At 62.2% G+C, this 16,801-nt stretch carries 17 protein-coding genes and 1 other RNA gene; 4 read left to right on the top strand and 14 right to left on the bottom strand.

Features of this window, described 5'->3' with window-relative positions; translation table 11 throughout:
• Positions 1–75 precede the first annotated feature (75 nt).
• The 4 genes from KBW81_RS04020 to mgtE form a co-directional block, all read right to left on the bottom strand.
• Complete coding sequence (locus KBW81_RS04020; protein WP_090187966.1) at positions 76–1,854, bottom strand: SLC13 family permease; 1,779 nt, start codon at positions 1,852–1,854, stop codon at positions 76–78.
• A 124-nt stretch (positions 1,855–1,978) separates the two neighbouring features.
• Positions 1,979–2,797 carry a TIGR00282 family metallophosphoesterase gene (locus KBW81_RS04015; protein ID WP_254248432.1) on the bottom strand — a complete coding sequence of 273 codons (819 nt, stop codon included), beginning with the start codon at positions 2,795–2,797 and terminating at the stop codon, positions 1,979–1,981.
• Between the two features lie 79 nt (positions 2,798–2,876).
• Positions 2,877–3,431 (bottom strand): 5-formyltetrahydrofolate cyclo-ligase, encoded by a 555-nt coding sequence (locus tag KBW81_RS04010; RefSeq protein WP_254248431.1) that lies wholly within the window; start codon positions 3,429–3,431, stop codon positions 2,877–2,879.
• Positions 3,419–4,807: a magnesium transporter gene (gene mgtE, locus KBW81_RS04005; RefSeq protein WP_090187961.1), complete on the bottom strand. Its 1,389-nt coding sequence runs from the start codon at positions 4,805–4,807 to the stop codon at positions 3,419–3,421. The genes KBW81_RS04010 and mgtE overlap by 13 nt, the downstream gene beginning before the upstream one ends.
• A 105-nt stretch (positions 4,808–4,912) precedes the next feature.
• Between mgtE and guaD the strand changes: the two genes are divergently transcribed.
• Entirely contained in the window at positions 4,913–6,202 is a 1,290-nt protein-coding gene (gene guaD / locus KBW81_RS04000; RefSeq protein WP_254248430.1) for a guanine deaminase, read from the top strand.
• Here the strand turns inward: guaD and KBW81_RS03995 are convergent.
• From KBW81_RS03995 to KBW81_RS03980, 4 genes are all read right to left on the bottom strand, one after another.
• The gene (locus tag KBW81_RS03995; RefSeq protein ID WP_254248429.1) at positions 6,199–6,741 is read right to left on the bottom strand and encodes a CAP domain-containing protein; all 543 of its coding nucleotides are present in this window, start codon (positions 6,739–6,741) and stop codon (positions 6,199–6,201) included. The two genes, guaD and KBW81_RS03995, sit on opposite strands and share 4 nt — an antisense overlap.
• 61 nt (positions 6,742–6,802) lie before the next feature.
• Positions 6,803–8,137: an 8-oxoguanine deaminase gene (locus tag KBW81_RS03990; protein WP_254248428.1), complete on the bottom strand. Its 1,335-nt coding sequence runs from the start codon at positions 8,135–8,137 to the stop codon at positions 6,803–6,805.
• The gene (locus KBW81_RS03985) at positions 8,130–8,933 is read right to left on the bottom strand and encodes an inositol monophosphatase family protein (protein WP_254248427.1); all 804 of its coding nucleotides are present in this window, start codon (positions 8,931–8,933) and stop codon (positions 8,130–8,132) included. The genes KBW81_RS03990 and KBW81_RS03985 overlap by 8 nt, the downstream gene beginning before the upstream one ends.
• A gap of 118 nt (positions 8,934–9,051) precedes the next feature.
• Entirely contained in the window at positions 9,052–9,426 is a 375-nt protein-coding gene (locus KBW81_RS03980; protein WP_090187949.1) for a helix-turn-helix domain-containing protein, read from the bottom strand.
• 278 nt (positions 9,427–9,704) lie between these two features.
• Here KBW81_RS03980 and KBW81_RS03975 point away from each other — a divergent pair, with 278 nt between their 5' ends.
• From KBW81_RS03975 to KBW81_RS03965, 3 genes are all read left to right on the top strand, one after another.
• Positions 9,705–10,676 carry an NADPH:quinone oxidoreductase family protein gene (locus tag KBW81_RS03975; protein ID WP_254248426.1) on the top strand — a complete coding sequence of 324 codons (972 nt, stop codon included), beginning with the start codon at positions 9,705–9,707 and terminating at the stop codon, positions 10,674–10,676.
• Positions 10,677–10,879: 203 nt separating this feature from the next.
• Positions 10,880–11,650 (top strand): Bax inhibitor-1/YccA family protein, encoded by a 771-nt coding sequence (locus KBW81_RS03970; protein ID WP_090187943.1) that lies wholly within the window; start codon positions 10,880–10,882, stop codon positions 11,648–11,650.
• Between the two features lie 114 nt (positions 11,651–11,764).
• Positions 11,765–12,658: a DMT family transporter gene (locus KBW81_RS03965; RefSeq protein WP_254248425.1), complete on the top strand. Its 894-nt coding sequence runs from the start codon at positions 11,765–11,767 to the stop codon at positions 12,656–12,658.
• A gap of 60 nt (positions 12,659–12,718) precedes the next feature.
• On the opposite strand, the gene rpmG is transcribed toward KBW81_RS03965, so the two are convergent.
• The 6 genes from rpmG to gatC form a co-directional block, all read right to left on the bottom strand.
• The gene (rpmG, locus tag KBW81_RS03960) at positions 12,719–12,886 is read right to left on the bottom strand and encodes a 50S ribosomal protein L33 (RefSeq protein WP_090187941.1); all 168 of its coding nucleotides are present in this window, start codon (positions 12,884–12,886) and stop codon (positions 12,719–12,721) included.
• Between the two features lie 149 nt (positions 12,887–13,035).
• An RNA gene (gene rnpB / locus KBW81_RS03955) (RNase P RNA component class A) lies at positions 13,036–13,452 on the bottom strand.
• A gap of 12 nt (positions 13,453–13,464) precedes the next feature.
• Positions 13,465–14,088 carry an N-acetylmuramoyl-L-alanine amidase gene (locus KBW81_RS03950; protein WP_254248424.1) on the bottom strand — a complete coding sequence of 208 codons (624 nt, stop codon included), beginning with the start codon at positions 14,086–14,088 and terminating at the stop codon, positions 13,465–13,467.
• Positions 14,089–14,147: 59 nt separating this feature from the next.
• A complete protein-coding gene (locus KBW81_RS03945; RefSeq protein WP_090187935.1) occupies positions 14,148–14,855 on the bottom strand; it encodes a hypothetical protein in 708 nt (235 codons plus the stop codon).
• Positions 14,856–14,891: 36 nt separating this feature from the next.
• Positions 14,892–16,373 carry an Asp-tRNA(Asn)/Glu-tRNA(Gln) amidotransferase subunit GatA gene (gatA, locus tag KBW81_RS03940; RefSeq protein ID WP_254248423.1) on the bottom strand — a complete coding sequence of 494 codons (1,482 nt, stop codon included), beginning with the start codon at positions 16,371–16,373 and terminating at the stop codon, positions 14,892–14,894.
• Positions 16,373–16,660 carry an Asp-tRNA(Asn)/Glu-tRNA(Gln) amidotransferase subunit GatC gene (gatC, locus tag KBW81_RS03935; RefSeq protein WP_254248422.1) on the bottom strand — a complete coding sequence of 96 codons (288 nt, stop codon included), beginning with the start codon at positions 16,658–16,660 and terminating at the stop codon, positions 16,373–16,375. The genes gatA and gatC overlap by 1 nt, the downstream gene beginning before the upstream one ends.
• Between the last annotated feature and the right edge of the window lie 141 nt (positions 16,661–16,801).

The raw sequence follows: 16,801 nt of genomic DNA, 5'->3' as shown, positions 1-16,801 counted from the left end.
TGAACCCTCTTTTTGGTCTGTCGGTGATTGCGGCTCGCTATAGCGCAGAGGACCCTGCCCCCGCAAGCCTGCGCCTTACAGTGGGTAAAGCCAGGGGATTGCGGCAGAGCAGATGACCGCCAGCGACAGGTTCAGCGGCACGCCGATCCGCAGAAAGTCGCTGAACTTGTATCCGCCCGGGCCATAGACCAGCGTGTTGGTCTGATACCCGATGGGCGTCGAAAAACTGGCAGAGGCCGCCATCATCACGGCAATGACCAAGGGACGCGCATCGACGTCCAGCGCAGCAGCAAGGCCGATGGCGATGGGCGTCATGACGACAGCCACGGCGTTGTTGGACACCAATTCCGTCAGGACCATCGATAGCGCATAGATCGCAAAGACGACCACAAAGGGTGGCAGCACGGTCATATAAGGGGCCAGCGATCCGGCGATAATCTCGACCGCGCCAGAGGCTTCAAGCGCGGCACCAACGGCGAGCATGGCAAAGATAAGTGAGAGCAGATGGCCGTCGATCGACTCGAACGCCTCGTCCGCGTCAATGCAGCCGGTGACCAGCACGATGACCGCCCCAAGGAACGACAGCTGCAAGATCGGCGCAACGTTGAACGCAGCCAGCACCACGACAGCCAGCATCACACCGATGGCAATCGGCGCATGGCTGCGGCGATAGGCACGGGCCGACGGCTTGGACACGTCGGCAAGGTTCATGTCCGCTGCAAGGCGCTGGATATCCTCTGGCGCGCCTTCCAGCAGCAGGGTGTCGCCAACCTTGACGACCAGCTCGTCCAACTGACGGCCGATATTGCGGTCGCGGCGGTGAACGGCCAGCGTGTAGACGCCGTAACGGCGACGCAGGCGCAGCGCACCCAAAGTGCGGCCAACCATGCGGCATTCAGGCGAAATAAGCACCTCGACCGTGGATGTTTCCACCGCCGACACCTGATCGACCCGGCGCAATTCCTTGGTGGCCTGCAGCGACAACAGCTCTGTCATCGCGGTGCGCAGGACGATGCGGTCGCCGACCTCTAGCTTCACGTTTTCCAGATCGCGGCGCAGGGATGCATCGCCGCGGATCACGTCAATCAGGCGCACACCTTCACGCTTGAACAGCTGAACGCTCAGGACTTCGCGGCTGACCAGGTTGCTATCGGGGGGGATAACCGCCTCTGCGAAAAAGCGCATTTTGGACCGATCCGATAGCATGGTCGCCATGCTGGTACGGTCCGGCAGCAAGCGATTACCGAACAAGATCAGATAACCCATGGTCCAGACCGCAATCACGAGGCCAATGGGGGTCACTTCGAAAATGCCAAAAGGCTCCATCCCGGACTGGCGGGCCACACCGTCGACGACAAGGTTCGTCGATGTGCCGATCAGCGTCAGCGTACCGCCAACTATCGAGCCATAGGACAGCGGAATCAGCAACTTAGAAGCCGAAACCTTTAACGTTCGCGCCATTTGCACAAAGACCGGCAGCATCACCACGACGACAGGTGTGTTATTCACAAAGGCAGAGGCAGAGACCACGAAGCCCATCACGCCGCCGATGGCCTGACGCGGGTTCCGTTTCGCCGCGCGTTCGGCCATTTGCGTGACGTAGTCCAGCGCCCCGGTGCGCACGAGCGCGCCCATGATGATAAACATCATCGCGATGGTCCAAGGGGCCGCGTTCGACAGCACCTTGACCGCTTCGTCATAGGGCAGAATGCCTGTGAACAGCAAAAACGCTGCACCGATCATCGCCACAACTTCGGTCGGGAAGGTTTCGCGCATGAACAGAGTGAACATCGCAGCAAGGACCGCAAGGGTCACAATGGCCTGATGCTGGTCCAGAAAGGCGAAGTGAATCATGATTGGCTTTCGATGAATTGATCCACCCATTGTCGCCTTTTGCCCCGCCCTGCGCAATGTCCATCAGCGCGGGGCGCGGCGTGTTGCGCAAGGTCAGATGACGCCTTTAGGACGGACCGCTGGGTCAGACAGCAGGGCCGGATTGCGACAGTGCACCGCCTTGTCGGACCATCATGCAGGTCTTGGCCTTGCCCGTGGCATCGTCGGTTTCGACATAAATGCCAGACAGCGTCGCCTCGCCTTCGGCAGGGGTAAAGCGGGCCTTGGGCATCCCGGTGATAAAGCGGCGCAGCGGCTCTGTCTTTTCCATGCCAATGACAGAGTTGTAGTCGCCGCACATGCCAGCGTCGGACTGAAACGCCGTCCCGCCCGGCAGCACCATCGCGTCGGCCGTGGGCACGTGCGTATGAGTGCCGACAACGATACTCGCGCGGCCATCGCAATAGTGGCCGACGGCCATCTTTTCGGACGTCGCCTCGCAGTGGATATCAACCAGCGTGGCCTGCACCTGCCCGCCCATCGGATACTGCTTCAGCACCGCATCCAACGCCGAGAACGGGTCATCAAAGGGACGTTTCATAAACACTTGGCCCAGCGCCTGCACGACCAGCACCTTGCGCCCGCGCGCGTCGGAAAACACCCGCGCACCCGCACCGGGGGATGCTTTGGAAAAGTTCAGCGGGCGAATGATACGCGGCTCTTTGTCGATAAAGGACAGCATGTCCTTTTGATCGAAGGCGTGATCGCCCAGCGTTACAACGTCCGCCCCCGCATCAAGGATTGCCTTGGCGTGATCGGGCGACAGGCCCGCGCCATTGGTCGCATTCTCGCCGTTGACCACGACGAAATCGAGTTTCCAATCCTTGCGCAGTCGCGGCAAGTGATCGGTAATGGCGCTACGGCCGGCGCGTCCCATGACGTCGCCCAAAAACATGATTTTCATGGCCCCCTGTTAGGGGCTGAGGGCAAAATCTTCTAGAAGATTTTTTATCTTCCGGTTTTTCGACGAAAAATCGGCCTTTTCAGACGGTCAGAACGCCCGCTTCTGTCACGATCATGTCCAGCGGTTGATCCGTCGGCTCTAGCGGCAGGTCGTCCGTTTGCTGCGCCGCAAAGGCGAATCCAATCGCCAGAACAGGCCCCTGCGCGCGCAGCGCCTGTAAGGTGCGATCATAAAAGCCGCCGCCATAGCCCAGCCGCCCGCCGCGCAGATCAAAGGCAACCAGCGGCACGATCAGGATCTGCGGCACCATCCAATCGCCCGCCTTTGGGACGGGCGCGCCAAAGGTGCCGGGCACCGTGGCACACTCAGGGGTCCACGTGCGAAATTGCAGCGGCTGGTCCCTGGCCATGATGACTGGCACGCCGACGACGCCATGCGCCGCCGCCTCTGCCATGGCAGGCAGCGGGTCGATTTCCGTGCGCATTGGCAGATAACCCGCAAGCGGCGCGCCGCGATAGCCGGCCAGTACCTCTGACAGATACCCCGCCTGCGCGCCGTCCTGCGCATGGGCAACTGCGCGGCGGGCCAGCGCCGCCTGCCGCGCGGCAGCCTTGTCCAGCATCACAGCAGCCATACGGCCGCCAGCCCGAGGAAGGCAAAGAAGCCGACAATATCCGTCACCGTCGTCACAAAAGCGCCAGAGGCCAGCGCCGGGTCAACGCCCATGCGTTCCAGCACAATCGGCACGCCGGTGCCCGCAAGACCCGCCACGACAAGGTTGATCACCATCGCGCAGCCGATCACCGCACCCAGCATGGGCGAGCCGAACCAGACGATGCCAACGATCCCCATCACCACCGCAAACAGGATGCCGTTGATCAGACCCACAAGCACCTCTCGGCGGATGACGCGCCAGACGTTCGCACCAGTCAAATCCCGCGTTGCTAGTGCGCGCACGGCGACGGTCAGCGATTGCGTGCCTGCGTTACCGCCCATCGACGCCACGATGGGCATCAGCACGGCCAGCGACACCAGCGATTGCAGGGTACCTTCGAACAGGGAAATCACCATAGACGCCAGGATCGCGGTGAACAGGTTCACCGCCAGCCAAGGCGCACGCTGCTTTGTCGTCTCGATCACGCGGTCGGACAGGCTGCCTTCGCCCACACCAGCCAGACGCAAAAGGTCTTCTTCGGCCTCTTCTTCTAGAAAGGCCATGGCGTCGTCGATGGTGATGACACCCACGATGCGGTCGTCGTCGTCCACCACAGGGGCGGTGATCATGTGATAGTGGTTGATGGCCTGCGCGACCTCTTCCACGTCTTGTTCAACGTGAAAGGTGCGAAAGGTATCTTCCATGATGTCTTGCAGCCGCGTGGCGCGCGGATGGCTTAGGACGCGGCCCAGCGTGACATAACCCGTGGCCTTGAGCCGGGGATCGACAAGGATGATGTGATAGAACTGATCGGGCAGCGACACGTCGGATCGCAGAAAGTCGATGGCGTCCCCAACGGTCCAGTGATCGGGCGCGCGCACCAGTTCCACCTGCATGTGGCGACCAGCGGATTCCTCGGGATAGGACAGCGATTGTTCCACCGCGACACGGTCGCCGGGTTCCAGCGCGTCCAGCACCGCCTCTTGCTGCTCTTCGTCCAGATATTCGACAAGGTCCACGACGTCGTCGCTGTCCAGATCGCGCACGGCGTCGGCCAGTTCGGTCGGGGAAAACGCCGAGATAATCTCTTCGCGGATCCGCTCGTCCAATTCGGACAGGATATCGCCGTCCATCCCACCCTTCCACAGGGTCAGCAATTCGCGGCGCTGGCGGCTGTCGATCAGCTCGATCAGGTGGGCGATGTCGGCGGGGTGCAGCGGTTCCAGCAGCGCGTCGATGTCTTCGACATTGCGCGCCTCGATCGCGTCCAGCACATCCGCGACGACGCGGTCGTTAATACCAAAGGCTTCTTCGTCGTCGTCCTCAAGGTCGGGGAGCGTGTCAGATTCGGTCATAGCGGTCCCCTTGATGGCTTGCCCCGCAACATAGACAAGCTGGGCCGCGCCACAACAGTGATACAGCCGATTGTAGCCCCCCACGCCGCGCTTTAGGATGGGGATATGACAAAACAACTTCTTTTAGGACAGACCCTAGGGTTTGACGGCGACGCCCTTGCGGATTGGCAAGGCGCGACGCGCCATGACAGCGCTGGCGGCGTTGTTATTGATGCGGGCTTGATCGTGGCGACGGGCAGCGGGGCTGCGTTGCGTGCTGCACACCCTGATGCCGCCGTGACCGATTACGGCGATGCGCTGATCAGCGCGGGCTTTGTCGATGCGCATATGCATTACCCCCAGACGCCGATCATCGCCAGCTGGGGCAAGCAGCTGATCGACTGGCTGAACACCTACACCTTTCCCCAAGAAATGCGTCTGGCGGATACGGATTACGCGCGGCAGGTGGCGGATACGACGCTTGATCTGGCGCTGGCCCATGGCACGACGACGCTGACCAGTTTTTGCACGATCCACCCCGGCAGCGTGGATGCCTGGTTTGAAGGGGCCGCCGCCCGCGGCATGGCCGTTGTCGGCGGCAAAACCTGCATGGACCGCAACGCGCCGGATGGGCTGCGCGACACGGTGCAAAGCGCCTATGACGACAGCAAAGCCTTGCTGGACCGCTGGCACGGCAAGGGCCGCGCGACCTATGCGATCACCCCGCGCTTTTCGCCGACCTCTACCCCTGATCAGCTGGCGGCGCTGGGTGCGCTTTGGGCTGAACGACCCGAAGTGCTGATGCAGACGCATCTGTCGGAACAACTGCCGGAGATCGCGTGGGTCCGCGACCTGTTCCCCCAATCGCGGGACTATCTGGACACCTACGAGGCATTTGGCCTGCTGGGTCCGAAGGGTCTGTACGGTCATGCGATCCATCTGGAACCGCGCGAAATCGACCGCTTGGCCGAGATTGATGCCGCCGTTGTGCACTGCCCGACGTCAAACACCTTTATCGGCTCTGGCCTGTTCGACATGGCGGGGCTTGCGGCACGCGGGCTGCGCATCGGCCTTGCGACGGACACCGGGGGCGGGTCGAACTTTTCAATGCTGCGCACCATGGCTGCGGCCTACGAGATTGGGCAGTTGCGCGGCACCCCGCTGCATCCGGCGCAGCTGATGTGGCTGGCGACGGAAGGGTCGGCACGCAGCCTGCACATGGGCGGGCAGATCGGTCATCTGGGCGTCGGGTCTGCTGCAGATATCACCGTGCTGGACTTGTCATCCACCCCCGCCATCGCCCAACGCGCAGCCCAGGCGACTGACATCTGGGAGGCGCTATTCCCCACCATCATGATGGGCGACGACCGCGCTGTGCGCGATGTCTGGGTCGGCGGCGTGCGCGCCCGCGTTTAGGCCGCGCAGGGCATCAGCAGCACGATCACCCAAACATCGGCCCCGCGCCCGGACAGATCCGCCGCGTGGCCAAAGCCATAGTTGGCATAGCGCGTATCCATCAAGATTTTGGCCTGCTTCGGGCTGGACAGCCATGCGCTCAGCGCTGCGCCCTCGGTCGGGTAGCCTTGAGAGATCACTTCGCCTGACGTGCAGCCGGACACGCCCGCCGCCTTGATCCGTGCGCCCGCCCGCGCGCCGGTATCCAACCCCATCATCAGCTTGTCGCCCTGCGCCAGATCGGCTGCATATTGCGCAGCAACCCGGTCAAGGCCGCTGTTGGACACCAACGGCGCACGGCCCGTATCAGCGCGTGCCTTGTTCAGGGCCGCATCAACGGCGGTGGATTTGGGCGGGGTTGCTGCCAGCGCAAGCACCGGCTGATTGGTGACTGGCTGGCCAGAGGCGCTGAGCGGGACAACCATCGGGATCGGAATGGGCACACAGGCGGACAAAGCCAGCGCAGCAATCGCGGAAAAGGCGGACAGACGGATCGACATGGCAAAGCACCAGCGGCTAGGGAAAGGTCACCCGCATAGGGGCAGACCCCGCCCGCCACTGTCAATCCATCAAGGCGCGGGCCAGCTGGTTCTGGCGCAGGGTCAAGGCGGCGGTATCCACCGTCAACATCCGGCCATCGCCCACAACCTGCCGCCCTTCGACGAACAAATCGCGCACGCGTGTCGGGCCGGCCAGCACCAGCGCAGCGGCGTCCCAGCTGCCTGCGCTTTCAATGCCAGACACATCCCAGATCGCCAGATCAGCACGTTTCCCGGTGGCGATCTGGCCCAGATCATCGCGTCCCAGCACAGCAGCCCCGCCGCGCGTGGCAAGGCGCAATGCTTCGCGCGCGCTCATCTTATCGGCGCCGTTTTGCACGCGTTGCAGCAACATCGCCTGACGCGCCTCGCCGATGAGGTTACCGCTGTCGTTGCTGGCTGATCCATCAACGCCAAGGCCCACATTCACCCCCGCATCCCGCATGGCCCGCACGGGCGCGATGCCGGACCCAAGCCGGCAGTTCGAACAAGGGCAGTGCGCTACGCCGGTGCCCGATCTGGCAAAAAGGTCGATTTCGCCTGCGTCCAGCTTAACGCAATGCGCGTGCCAGACATCAGGGCCGGTCCAACCAAGGTCCTCGGCATATTGGCCGGGGCGGCAGCCGAAGCGTTCCAGCGAATAGGCGACATCCTCGTCATTTTCCGCCAAATGCGTGTGCAGCATCACGCCTTTATCGCGCGCCAGCAGGGCGGCATCGCGCATCAGGTCGGTGCTGACCGAAAACGGCGAACAGGGTGCCACGCCGACGCGCACCATCGCGCCGGGGCGCGGGTCGTGGAAGGCGTCGATGACGCGGATACAGTCGTTCAGGATCGCGTCTTCGCGTTCGACCAAAGCGTCAGGCGGCAGGCCGCCGGCGCTTTCCCCGATGCTCATTGCGCCGCGTGTGGGGTGAAAGCGCAGGCCGACCTGTGCTGCCGCCGCGATCGTGTCGTCCAGCCGCGCGCCATTGGGATAAAGGTACAGGTGGTCCGACGACAGGGTGCAGCCTGACAGCGCAAGTTCAACCAAGCCCGCTTGGGCCGATATGAACATTTCCTCTGGTCCGAACTTAGCCCAGATCGGATAGAGGGTACGCAGCCAGCCGAACAGCAAGGCGTCTTGCCCGCCGGGCACAGCGCGGGTCAGGGTTTGATACAGGTGGTGGTGGGTGTTGATCAGGCCGGGGGTGATGACGCATCCTGCGGCGCTGTGCACCGTGCCCGTCGTCGTCAGCCCCTGCCCCACCGCAGCAATCACGCCGTCCCGGATCAGGACGTCAGCGGCGGCAAGCTCTGTCCCGGCATCGTCCATCGTGACGACAACCTTGGCCCCGCGCAGAAGGGTTTCAGCCATCCATCGCGTCCTGCAGGATTTGCAGCGCAACGGTGTGGATATCGCGGTTCGCGGCGGCGATGATCTGGCCGCCGTGGTGCGCCGCGCCGCCTTGCCAATTCGACACAATACCGCCTGCCGCCTGAATAACGCAGATCGGGGCATGCACGTCATAGGGCTTTAGCCCCGCCTCGATCACCAGATCGACCTGACCGGCCGCCAGCAGCGCATAGCCGTAGCAATCCATGCCATAGCGCGTCAGCTTCATCTGGCTGGCAACCGCGTGAAAGGCGCGGCCTTCGGCGGTGGTGCCGACCTCTGGAAAGGTGGTCAGAATGATCGCATCCTTAAGCGGACGGCTGGGGCGCGTCGCCAACTTATGCGTGCCATGCGGGCCGCGCACTTCGGACTGGCCAAAGCCGCCGACAAAGCGTTCTTGAATAAAAGGCTGGTCAATCAGGCCAAACAGCGGCCCCGTCGCGTCAGCCACCGACACAAGCACGCCCCAGGTCGGCGTGCCGCACAGATAACCGCGGGTGCCGTCGATGGGGTCCAGCACCCAGGTCAGCCCGCTGGTGCCGCCTTGCACGCCAAGCTCTTCGCCTAGAATACCGTCGTTTGGGCGTTCGCGCGCGATCACGGCGCGCATTGCGACCTCTGCCGCGCGGTCGGCTGCGGTGACAGGGTCAAAGCCGCCATCTGCCTTGTTGTCGGCCAGCAAATCTGCCGATCGAAACAAGCGCATCGTTTCAGGCCGGGCCGCGTCAGCGATCAAATGGGCCACACGGATCAGGTCGGCTTTGAGTGCGTCATCCAAGGTAAGGCATTCCCGTAACTAAGAAATCTAGAATGACGCAGGCCAACCGGGCGTCAACCCGGTTAGCCTATCTGACGCATGCGCCTTTGAAAACGCCCAACCGGGCTGACGTTAGCGGTTACGCTGCAGCTTCGCTAAGGACGCGGGCCAGATCGAACAGACGGCGGCGCTGATTTTCAGGAATCGCATAGTAGGACCGCAGCAGATCCAGCGCTTCTTTGTCGGTCATGATGTCGCCCGGCAAATCGCCCGCTTTGGGCGTCGTCTGCGTATCGCTGTCCAAACCGTCAAAGAAAAACGACACCGGCACACCCAAGACATGCGCGATATCCCACAACCGAGAGGCACTGACACGGTTCATGCCCGTCTCGTACTTTTGGATCTGCTGAAACTTGATGCCGACGGCTTCGGCCAGTTGTTGCTGCGTTGTGCCATTCATCCACCGGCGGTGGCGAATACGTTTACCAACGTGGACGTCTACTTCATGCTTCATCGTAATTGATCCTGTTCAAAGGGACATATGCCCGACTTTTAATCTTGTAAAACGGCCTTAAAATCTCTTTCGCCGTTGCTGTTTGCCTGCCTAAATGATCGCACGGCGAACACGCAACGGTTGCACGCGGCATGCTTACCTTAAGGACAGGCACAGGGGTTCGAACCCACCCAAAAGGCTATAAGTTACCTTGCGTAAGACTACCCCAATGCGCCCTTGACTTTTGCGCGTTTCGGTTGCGCCATTGCCGCCCCGCACTCATTAATAGGTCCCGCCCCATGCGCGCATTCCAAGTTACGGGCTTTGACGCCCCGCCCAGCATCACTGACGTGCCGCAGCCCGTGCCCGCGCAAGGAGAGGTCTTGCTGCGCATCAAAGCCTGCGGGGTGAACTTTGCCGATATGCTGATGGCCAAAGGCAAGTATCAGGACACGCCCGCCCCGCCCTTTACCCTGGGCATGGAAGTCTGCGGCATTGTCGAAGGCCACGGCCCCGGCACAACGCAGCCTGCGATAGGCACGCGGGTGTCCGTGTTTGGCGGCCAAGGCGGGATGGCTGAATATGGCGTGTTTCCTGCTGATCTGTGCCGCCCCGTGCCAGACGCGATGCCCGACGACATCGCTGCCGGGTTTCAAGTCGCCTATGGCACATCGCACTTGGCGCTGACCCGCCGCGCGCGATTGCAGGCTGGGCAGACCCTGCTTGTCCTTGGCGCTGCGGGCGGCGTGGGGCTGACGGCGGTTGAAATCGGCAAAGCGCTGGGGGCCACCGTCATCGCCGTTGCGCGCGGCGCGGATAAGCTGGCCGTCGCGCAGGCCGCCGGGGCGGATCACCTGATCGATTCCGATGCTGGCGATTTGAAAGCCGCGCTCAAGGCGCTGGCCAAACAGATTGGCGGCATCGACGTCGTCTATGACCCCGTCGGCGGCGATGCGTTCAAGGCGGCGCTATCATCCTGCAACCCAGAGGCCCGCGTGATCGTCATCGGCTTTGCCAGCGGCGACATCCCGCAGATTCCTGCCAATATCCTGCTGGTCAAGAATATCGATGTCATCGGGTTCTACTGGGGCAACTACCTAAAGTTTGCGCCAGACGCCCTGACGGACAGTCTGGCAGAGCTGATGGAGATGTTCGCCCAAGGCCGGCTGAAGCCCCACATCAGCGACACCCTGCCCCTAAATCGCGCGGCAGAGGGGCTAGAGCTGATCGCAAGCCGCAAATCCACAGGCAAGGTCGTGATCACGCCCTAGGCGCAGCCCCATATCGGGGCCTTTAAAACAGGCTGATACAAAGCCATTTGAACCGCATCACAACGTGGCTGTCCGAACTGTGTGGCAACACACTGTGTCAACCTGCCGCGACGGGGTATGAGGTCTTGAAACGTGGGCCTGCTGTGCCAATATGTTACCCGAGCGCAGTACAAAATGCGCACGACATTAAACAGGAGGTCTTGATGGCTGAATATCAAACGATCAGGACCGCGGGCACCGTCCGCGGCGCCGCAATCGACGAGGGGCTTCGTGCCCACATGAACAAAGTCTACGGCATCATGTCCGTCGGCATGCTGATCACCGCTGCCGCTGCTTGGGCCATTTCCGGTCTGGCGCTGTCGTCCGTACCAACGGGCGCGCAGATTGGCGCGAATACCTATCTGACCGATCTGGGCGTGCTGCTGTACACCAGCCCGCTGAAGTGGGTGATCATGTTCGCACCGCTGGCCATGGTTTTCGCCATGGGCGCGATGATTAACAAGCTGTCGGTTGCTGGCGCGCAGACGTTCTTTTACGCCTTTGCGGCGTTGATGGGTCTGTCGCTGTCGTGGATCTTTGCGGTCTACACCGGCTTCTCGATCATTCAGGTGTTCCTGTTCACCGCAGTGGGCTTTGCCGGTCTGTCGCTGTATGGCTACACGACCAAGAAAGACATCAGCGGTTGGGGCAGCTTCCTGATCATGGGCGTTATCGGCCTGATCGTGGCGTCGATCGTGAACATCTTCCTTGGTTCCGGCATCGTGCAGCTTGCGATCTCTGCACTTGGTGTGCTGATCTTTGCAGGTCTGACCGCTTATGACACCCAGAAGATCAAGACTGACTACATCGCGCACGCCCAGCAGGGCGACGCAGAGTGGCTGGGCAAGTCCGCCATCATGGGCGCGCTGAACCTCTACCTCGATTTCATCAACATGTTCATGTTCATGTTGCAGCTGTTCGGCAACCGCGAGTAATCGCACCAGCCTAACACGATCAGGGGCCGGTCCGCAGGGACCGGCCCTTTTTCGTTGCAGCCTCGCCGCGTTCGGCGTTCAGTGCCGCGAACACCAAACTGCGGGACACATACCATGATCGACACGGCCATCGCCCGCAAAGCCGACCTGATCGGCAGCGCCTTTATGGTGCTTGCCATGGCCCTCTTCGCGGTCGAGGACGCCTTTATCAAAACCGCTGCCCTGACCCTGCCGATTGGGCAGGTGTTGATCCTGTTCGGATTGGGCGGGGCTTGCGTCTTTGCCGCGCTGCTGCGCTTGAACGGCATGGCACTGTTCGTGCCAGACGTCCTGTCCCGCCCCATGCGAATCCGCGCGGTGTTCGAGGTGACAGGCCGTCTGTTCTATGTCCTTGCCATCGCAATGATTCCCCTGTCGGCCGCCACGGTCATTTTGCAAGCGACGCCGCTGGTGGTCGTGGCGGGGGCTGCGATTGTCTTTGGCGAAACCGTCGGCTGGCGGCGCTGGACGGCGATTATTGTCGGGCTGATCGGGGTGATCATCATCATCCAGCCGGGGACTGACAGCTTTTCCGCGCTATCGTTGCTGGCGATCATCGGCATGTTCGGCTTTGCGGGCCGCGATCTGGCCAGCCGCGCGGCACCCGCCAGCATCGGCACCCTGCGGCTTGGGCTATATGGGTTCTGCGCCGTCATCGTCGCAGGGGCCCTGTATACGCTGTGGGAGGGGGCAGGCGTGATCCGCCCTACCCCGCTTGCCGCCTTATCCCTTTTGGGCGCTGTGGGGGCTGGTGTGGCCGCTTATGCCAGCCTGATGAAGGCGATGCGCACCGGTGACGTGTCCGCCGTGACGCCGTTCCGATATACCCGCCTGCTGTTTGGTATTGGGATGGGCGTTGTGCTGTTCGGCGAACGTCTGACAACAGCCACTTGGGCCGGGTCCGCGCTGATCGTGCTGTCAGGGTTGTTCATCATGTGGCGCGGCAAAAAGGCTGCCGCGCAAACCTGAGCCCCAAAACGCAAAAGGCCCCGCAAATGCGAGGCCCAGCGTAGCAATGAATGGCAGATCTTACTTGATCTTGCCTTCCTTGTACTCGACGTGCTTGCGCACAACGGGGTCGTACTTTTTGCAGACCATTTTCTCGGTCATGGTACGGGCGTTCTTCTTGGTGACATAGAAGTGCCCGGTGCCCGCGCTGGAGTTCAGGCGGATCTTGATGGTGGTTGGCTTCGCCATGTGTCTTCTCCTGTTCGCGGCGCGGAATGCGTGCTGCGCATCAAATCTCTTGAGGATTGCCTTCTAACTGGCGCTGGCCCCGAGTCAACCACAAAAGGGGCTTTTTGGGGCAGGTAACGCGCACAGGCGCCGATTGGCGCAGGCGGCAGGTGTGCGGATGGCCTATAAGCCGGATTTTGTCCCCCGCCTTGCGGCAGTTGGACGATCATTCATCTAAGATCGCCGTTACCGACGACCCTCTAGCTGCCAACCCGGGCCTTTTGGGTCAGGCGTCCCTACCGGGATATCCATTGCTGGATCACACCGGCGCAAGGCCCCTATTTGGCATTGCTCCCGGTGGGGCTTGCCGTGCCGCTTCTGTTGCCAGTCGCGCGGTGGGCTCTTACCCCACCGTTTCACCGTGACCTTGGTTTCTGCAATGCCGCACGCGTGGTGCGACCAAGGCCGTCTCTTCTCTGTGGCGCTTTCCCTGGGGTTGCCCCCGCCGGGTGTTACCCGGCACCGTTGCCGTCATGGAGTCCGGACTTTCCTCGGACATTGCTGCCCGCGACCGTCCAGCCATCCGCACGACAAATCGCCTAAGCGGTGACGGTGCCATCGTCAACGGGAAAGCGATGGGCCAGATCAGCGATCAGCGCCATGTCAGCGGCGCACAGCGGCCCCGTGGCACGGGGGCGAAAGCGCAGGCGAAAGGCGGACAGCAGCACGTCATCTGGCGCATCAGCGGTATAGCCAAAGCGCTGCATCAGGGGGCGGAAGTCTGTTGTACCCGGAATTTCACCGTGCGGCGCAGGCCAGATCGACAGGCCCAGCCTGACCAGCCGCTGCCAGTCGAACCGCGCGCCGGGGTCAATCTTGCGCCCCGGTGCCATGTCGGAATGGCCGATGATCCGCGCGGGACGGATCGCCCAGCGATCCGTGATGCCCGCCAGCAAATCGCACAGCGCATCCATCTGCGCTGCGGCAAAGGGGCAGTTGCCGGGGTTTGCCAGCTCGATCCCGATGGAGCTGCTGTTCACATCCGTCACCGCGCCCCAGCGCCCTGCCCCGGCATGCCAAGCGCGCATGTCCTCGGGCACAAGGCAGTGCACCGCACCATCCTGTGCGATCAGGTAATGCGCCGAAACTTCGGTGTCAGGATTACACAGCGTATTACAGGCCGCAGCGGCACTGGTCATCGCTGTATAGTGGATCACCACCATATCAGGCAGTTGCCCGCCCCGCCGCGGCCCGTGATTAGGCGATGTACGATCGGTAAGGATCAGTTTCCGCCCTCTGCCAGCAGAAACGGTGCCGGATCCCAGCCGCAGGCAAAGCCGTCGCCATCAGGATCAAGGCCGCGCGGGTCTTTGTCCGGGCCGCCCCGCGCCAAGAAATCGCGCTGCGCTGCATCGGGCGAATTATAGGTCGCGCAGTTGCGCTGGAACTTGCCCTGCCCCGCAAAGATAGAGCGGGAATACCATTCCTGCCCTTTGCGATTCGGTGCCTTCAGCGCGTATTCGACGATGTTCGGACCCGTATCGCTTGGCCGCTGCGGCAAGGCGCTTGGCATCACGACTTGGCGTTGCGCGATCTGCTGCGCACGGCGCTCTGCGTCGCTTTCGATGGTTTCGCGGCTAGAGACGGCAGTAAAGGACTGCTCGTCCGACAGGCCGGGATTGCTGGCCAGCGCCGGCTGCGGGTTCTGTGGCGACGCCTCTAGCGGGACTTGCTGCGCTTGTGCCTGCGCTAGCCCCACCGGTGCACCGCTGCCAATGCCCAATGCGGCAAGCTCTGACGGGTTCACCGCCGCGGACGGATCGGCAAGACCGCCGGACAGCGGCGTCGCCGCGACCTGCGCGGGGGCGTTAAAGGTCGAGGTCTGGCTTGCAGATTGCGCCTGCGCCACAGCCCGCCCGCTATCGGGCACCTGCGGGGCACAGGCAGCAAGCGTCGCAGCGACACCCAAGAATGCAAAGGAACGGATCACGGCAAAGGCCTTTTCAAATCAAAGATCGCACTGATGTTACCACCAGTGGTTCGGTTTCGCGACAAAACCTGCCGCACGTTCCAGTGAATAAGCAACATTCAGCAGATCGCCCTCTTCCCAAGGGCGGCCGATCAGTTGCAGACCCAGCGGCAAACCGCTGGCATCGGTGCCGGTCGGCACGGCGATACCGGGCAGACCTGCAAGGTTGACGGTCACGGTAAAGACGTCGTTCAGATACATCTTGATCGGGTCCGCATCCGCCATTTCGCCAAGGCCAAAAGCGGCCGAAGGCGTGGCTGGCGTCAGGATGGCATCAACGCCAGCGGCGAAGACTTCATCGAAATCACGCTTGATCAACGCGCGCACCTTGCGGGCGCGGTTGTAATAGGCGTCGTAAAAGCCCGCAGACAGCACATAAGTGCCGACCATGACGCGGCGCTGCACCTCTGCGCCAAAGCCTTCGGCGCGGGTCTTTTCATACATCTCGGTGATGCCGTCGCCTTTATCCAGCTTGGCGCGGTGGCCAAAGCGGACGCCGTCATAGCGGGCCAGGTTCGACGATGCCTCTGCCGGGGCGATGACATAGTAAGCAGGCAGCGCGTATTTGGTATGCGGCAGGCTGATATCGCGGATGTCGGCGCCAGCGTCGCGCAACATGGCGGTGCCGTCCTCCCAAAGCTTCGCGATCTCGGCGGGCATGCCGTCCATGCGATATTCTTTTGGGATACCGATGACTTTGCCGCGAATGTCGCCGGTCAGGGCGGCTTCGAAATCAGGGACAGGGATATTGGCGCTGGTGCTGTCTTTGGGATCGAACCCGGACATCGCGCGCAGCATGATCGCCGAATCGCGCACAGTCTTGGTCATCGGACCCGCTTGATCCAGCGAGGACGCAAAGGCCACAACGCCCCAACGGCTGACGCGGCCATAGGTCGGCTTGATGCCCGTGATGCCCGTAAAGGCGGCAGGCTGGCGGATAGAGCCGCCGGTGTCGGTGCCGGTCGCGCCTAGGCACAGATCAGCCGCAACAGCAGCGGCAGAACCGCCCGAAGAGCCGCCCGGTGTCAGTTTGCGATCGTCGACCTTCCACGGGTTTACAGCGTCGCCGTAAACCGAGGTTTCGTTCGACGAGCCCATGGCGAATTCGTCCATGTTCAGCTTGCCCAGCATGACCGCGCCTGCGTCGAACAGCTGGCTGGTCACGGTGGATTCGTATTCGGGTTTGAAGCCCGCAAGAATGCCGCTGGCGGCTTGGCTTGGCACGCCTTTGGTGCAGAACAGGTCTTTGATACCCAGCGGGATACCGCACAAATCAGGCGTATTACCTGCCTTTAGGCGGGCATCTGCGGCCTCGGCTTGGCTTTTTGCAACTTCGGGCGTTTTGTGCACGAAAGCGTTCAGCGCATCAGCGGCGTCGATAGCGGTCAGGCAGGCCTGCGTCAGCTCAGCGCTGGTGACGTCACCTTTGCGCAGGGCGTCGCGGGCGTCTGCGATGGTCAGTTTGGTCAGATCGGTCATTATTCCACCACCTTCGGCACGGCAAAGAACCCTTCACGGGCATCGGGGGCATTGGCGAGCACGGCGGCCTGCTGATTGCCGTCGGTGACGACGTCTTCGCGGCGGAAAAGGCGCTGCGGCGTGACGCTGGTCATCGGCTCGATGCCGTCAACATCGACTTCGTTCAACTGTTCGATAAAGCCCAGAATCGCGCTGAATTCTTGTGCCAGCGCTGGCAGGGCGGCGTCCTCGACCTTGATCCGGGCGAGTTTCGCCACGCGGCGGGCGGTGTCTGTATCAATGGCCATGCGGACTCCGAAACATCGTTGCAGGGTGTGTTGGCCCCGCATTTACCCCGCCCCCGCGTCCGCCACAACCATTTGCCGCCACGCGGTGTCACATGACAACTTGTCGCATGAACAATGCCGCCCTAGGTTTACCCGCAGGAC

The sequence above is a fragment of the Loktanella salsilacus genome (genome assembly GCF_024206795.1).
In the GTDB taxonomy this organism is placed as follows: Bacteria; Pseudomonadota; Alphaproteobacteria; order Rhodobacterales; family Rhodobacteraceae; genus Loktanella; species Loktanella salsilacus.
The sequence above is the reverse complement of the archived record's forward strand: the minus strand, read 5'-3'. Positions and strand labels throughout refer to the sequence as shown.

Bases quoted from the DNA above. Each gene is read 5' to 3' on its own strand.
- guaD (WP_254248430.1), top strand. From the start codon at position 4,913: ATGACAAAACAACTTCTTTTAGGACAGACCCTAGGGTTTGACGGCGAC.
- KBW81_RS03975 (WP_254248426.1), top strand. From the start codon at position 9,705: ATGCGCGCATTCCAAGTTACGGGCTTTGACGCCCCGCCCAGCATCACT.
- KBW81_RS03990 (WP_254248428.1), bottom strand. From the start codon at position 8,137: ATGGCTGAAACCCTTCTGCGCGGGGCCAAGGTTGTCGTCACGATGGAC.
- KBW81_RS03970 (WP_090187943.1), top strand. From the start codon at position 10,880: ATGGCTGAATATCAAACGATCAGGACCGCGGGCACCGTCCGCGGCGCC.
- KBW81_RS03980 (WP_090187949.1), bottom strand. From the start codon at position 9,426: ATGAAGCATGAAGTAGACGTCCACGTTGGTAAACGTATTCGCCACCGC.
- KBW81_RS04015 (WP_254248432.1), bottom strand. From the start codon at position 2,797: ATGAAAATCATGTTTTTGGGCGACGTCATGGGACGCGCCGGCCGTAGC.
- KBW81_RS03995 (WP_254248429.1), bottom strand. From the start codon at position 6,741: ATGTCGATCCGTCTGTCCGCCTTTTCCGCGATTGCTGCGCTGGCTTTG.
- KBW81_RS04010 (WP_254248431.1), bottom strand. From the start codon at position 3,431: ATGGCTGCTGTGATGCTGGACAAGGCTGCCGCGCGGCAGGCGGCGCTG.
- mgtE (WP_090187961.1), bottom strand. From the start codon at position 4,807: ATGACCGAATCTGACACGCTCCCCGACCTTGAGGACGACGACGAAGAA.
- gatC (WP_254248422.1), bottom strand. From the start codon at position 16,660: ATGGCCATTGATACAGACACCGCCCGCCGCGTGGCGAAACTCGCCCGG.
- KBW81_RS03950 (WP_254248424.1), bottom strand. From the start codon at position 14,088: ATGGTGGTGATCCACTATACAGCGATGACCAGTGCCGCTGCGGCCTGT.
- rpmG (WP_090187941.1), bottom strand. From the start codon at position 12,886: ATGGCGAAGCCAACCACCATCAAGATCCGCCTGAACTCCAGCGCGGGC.
- KBW81_RS04020 (WP_090187966.1), bottom strand. From the start codon at position 1,854: ATGATTCACTTCGCCTTTCTGGACCAGCATCAGGCCATTGTGACCCTT.
- gatA (WP_254248423.1), bottom strand. From the start codon at position 16,373: ATGACCGATCTGACCAAACTGACCATCGCAGACGCCCGCGACGCCCTG.
- KBW81_RS03965 (WP_254248425.1), top strand. From the start codon at position 11,765: ATGATCGACACGGCCATCGCCCGCAAAGCCGACCTGATCGGCAGCGCC.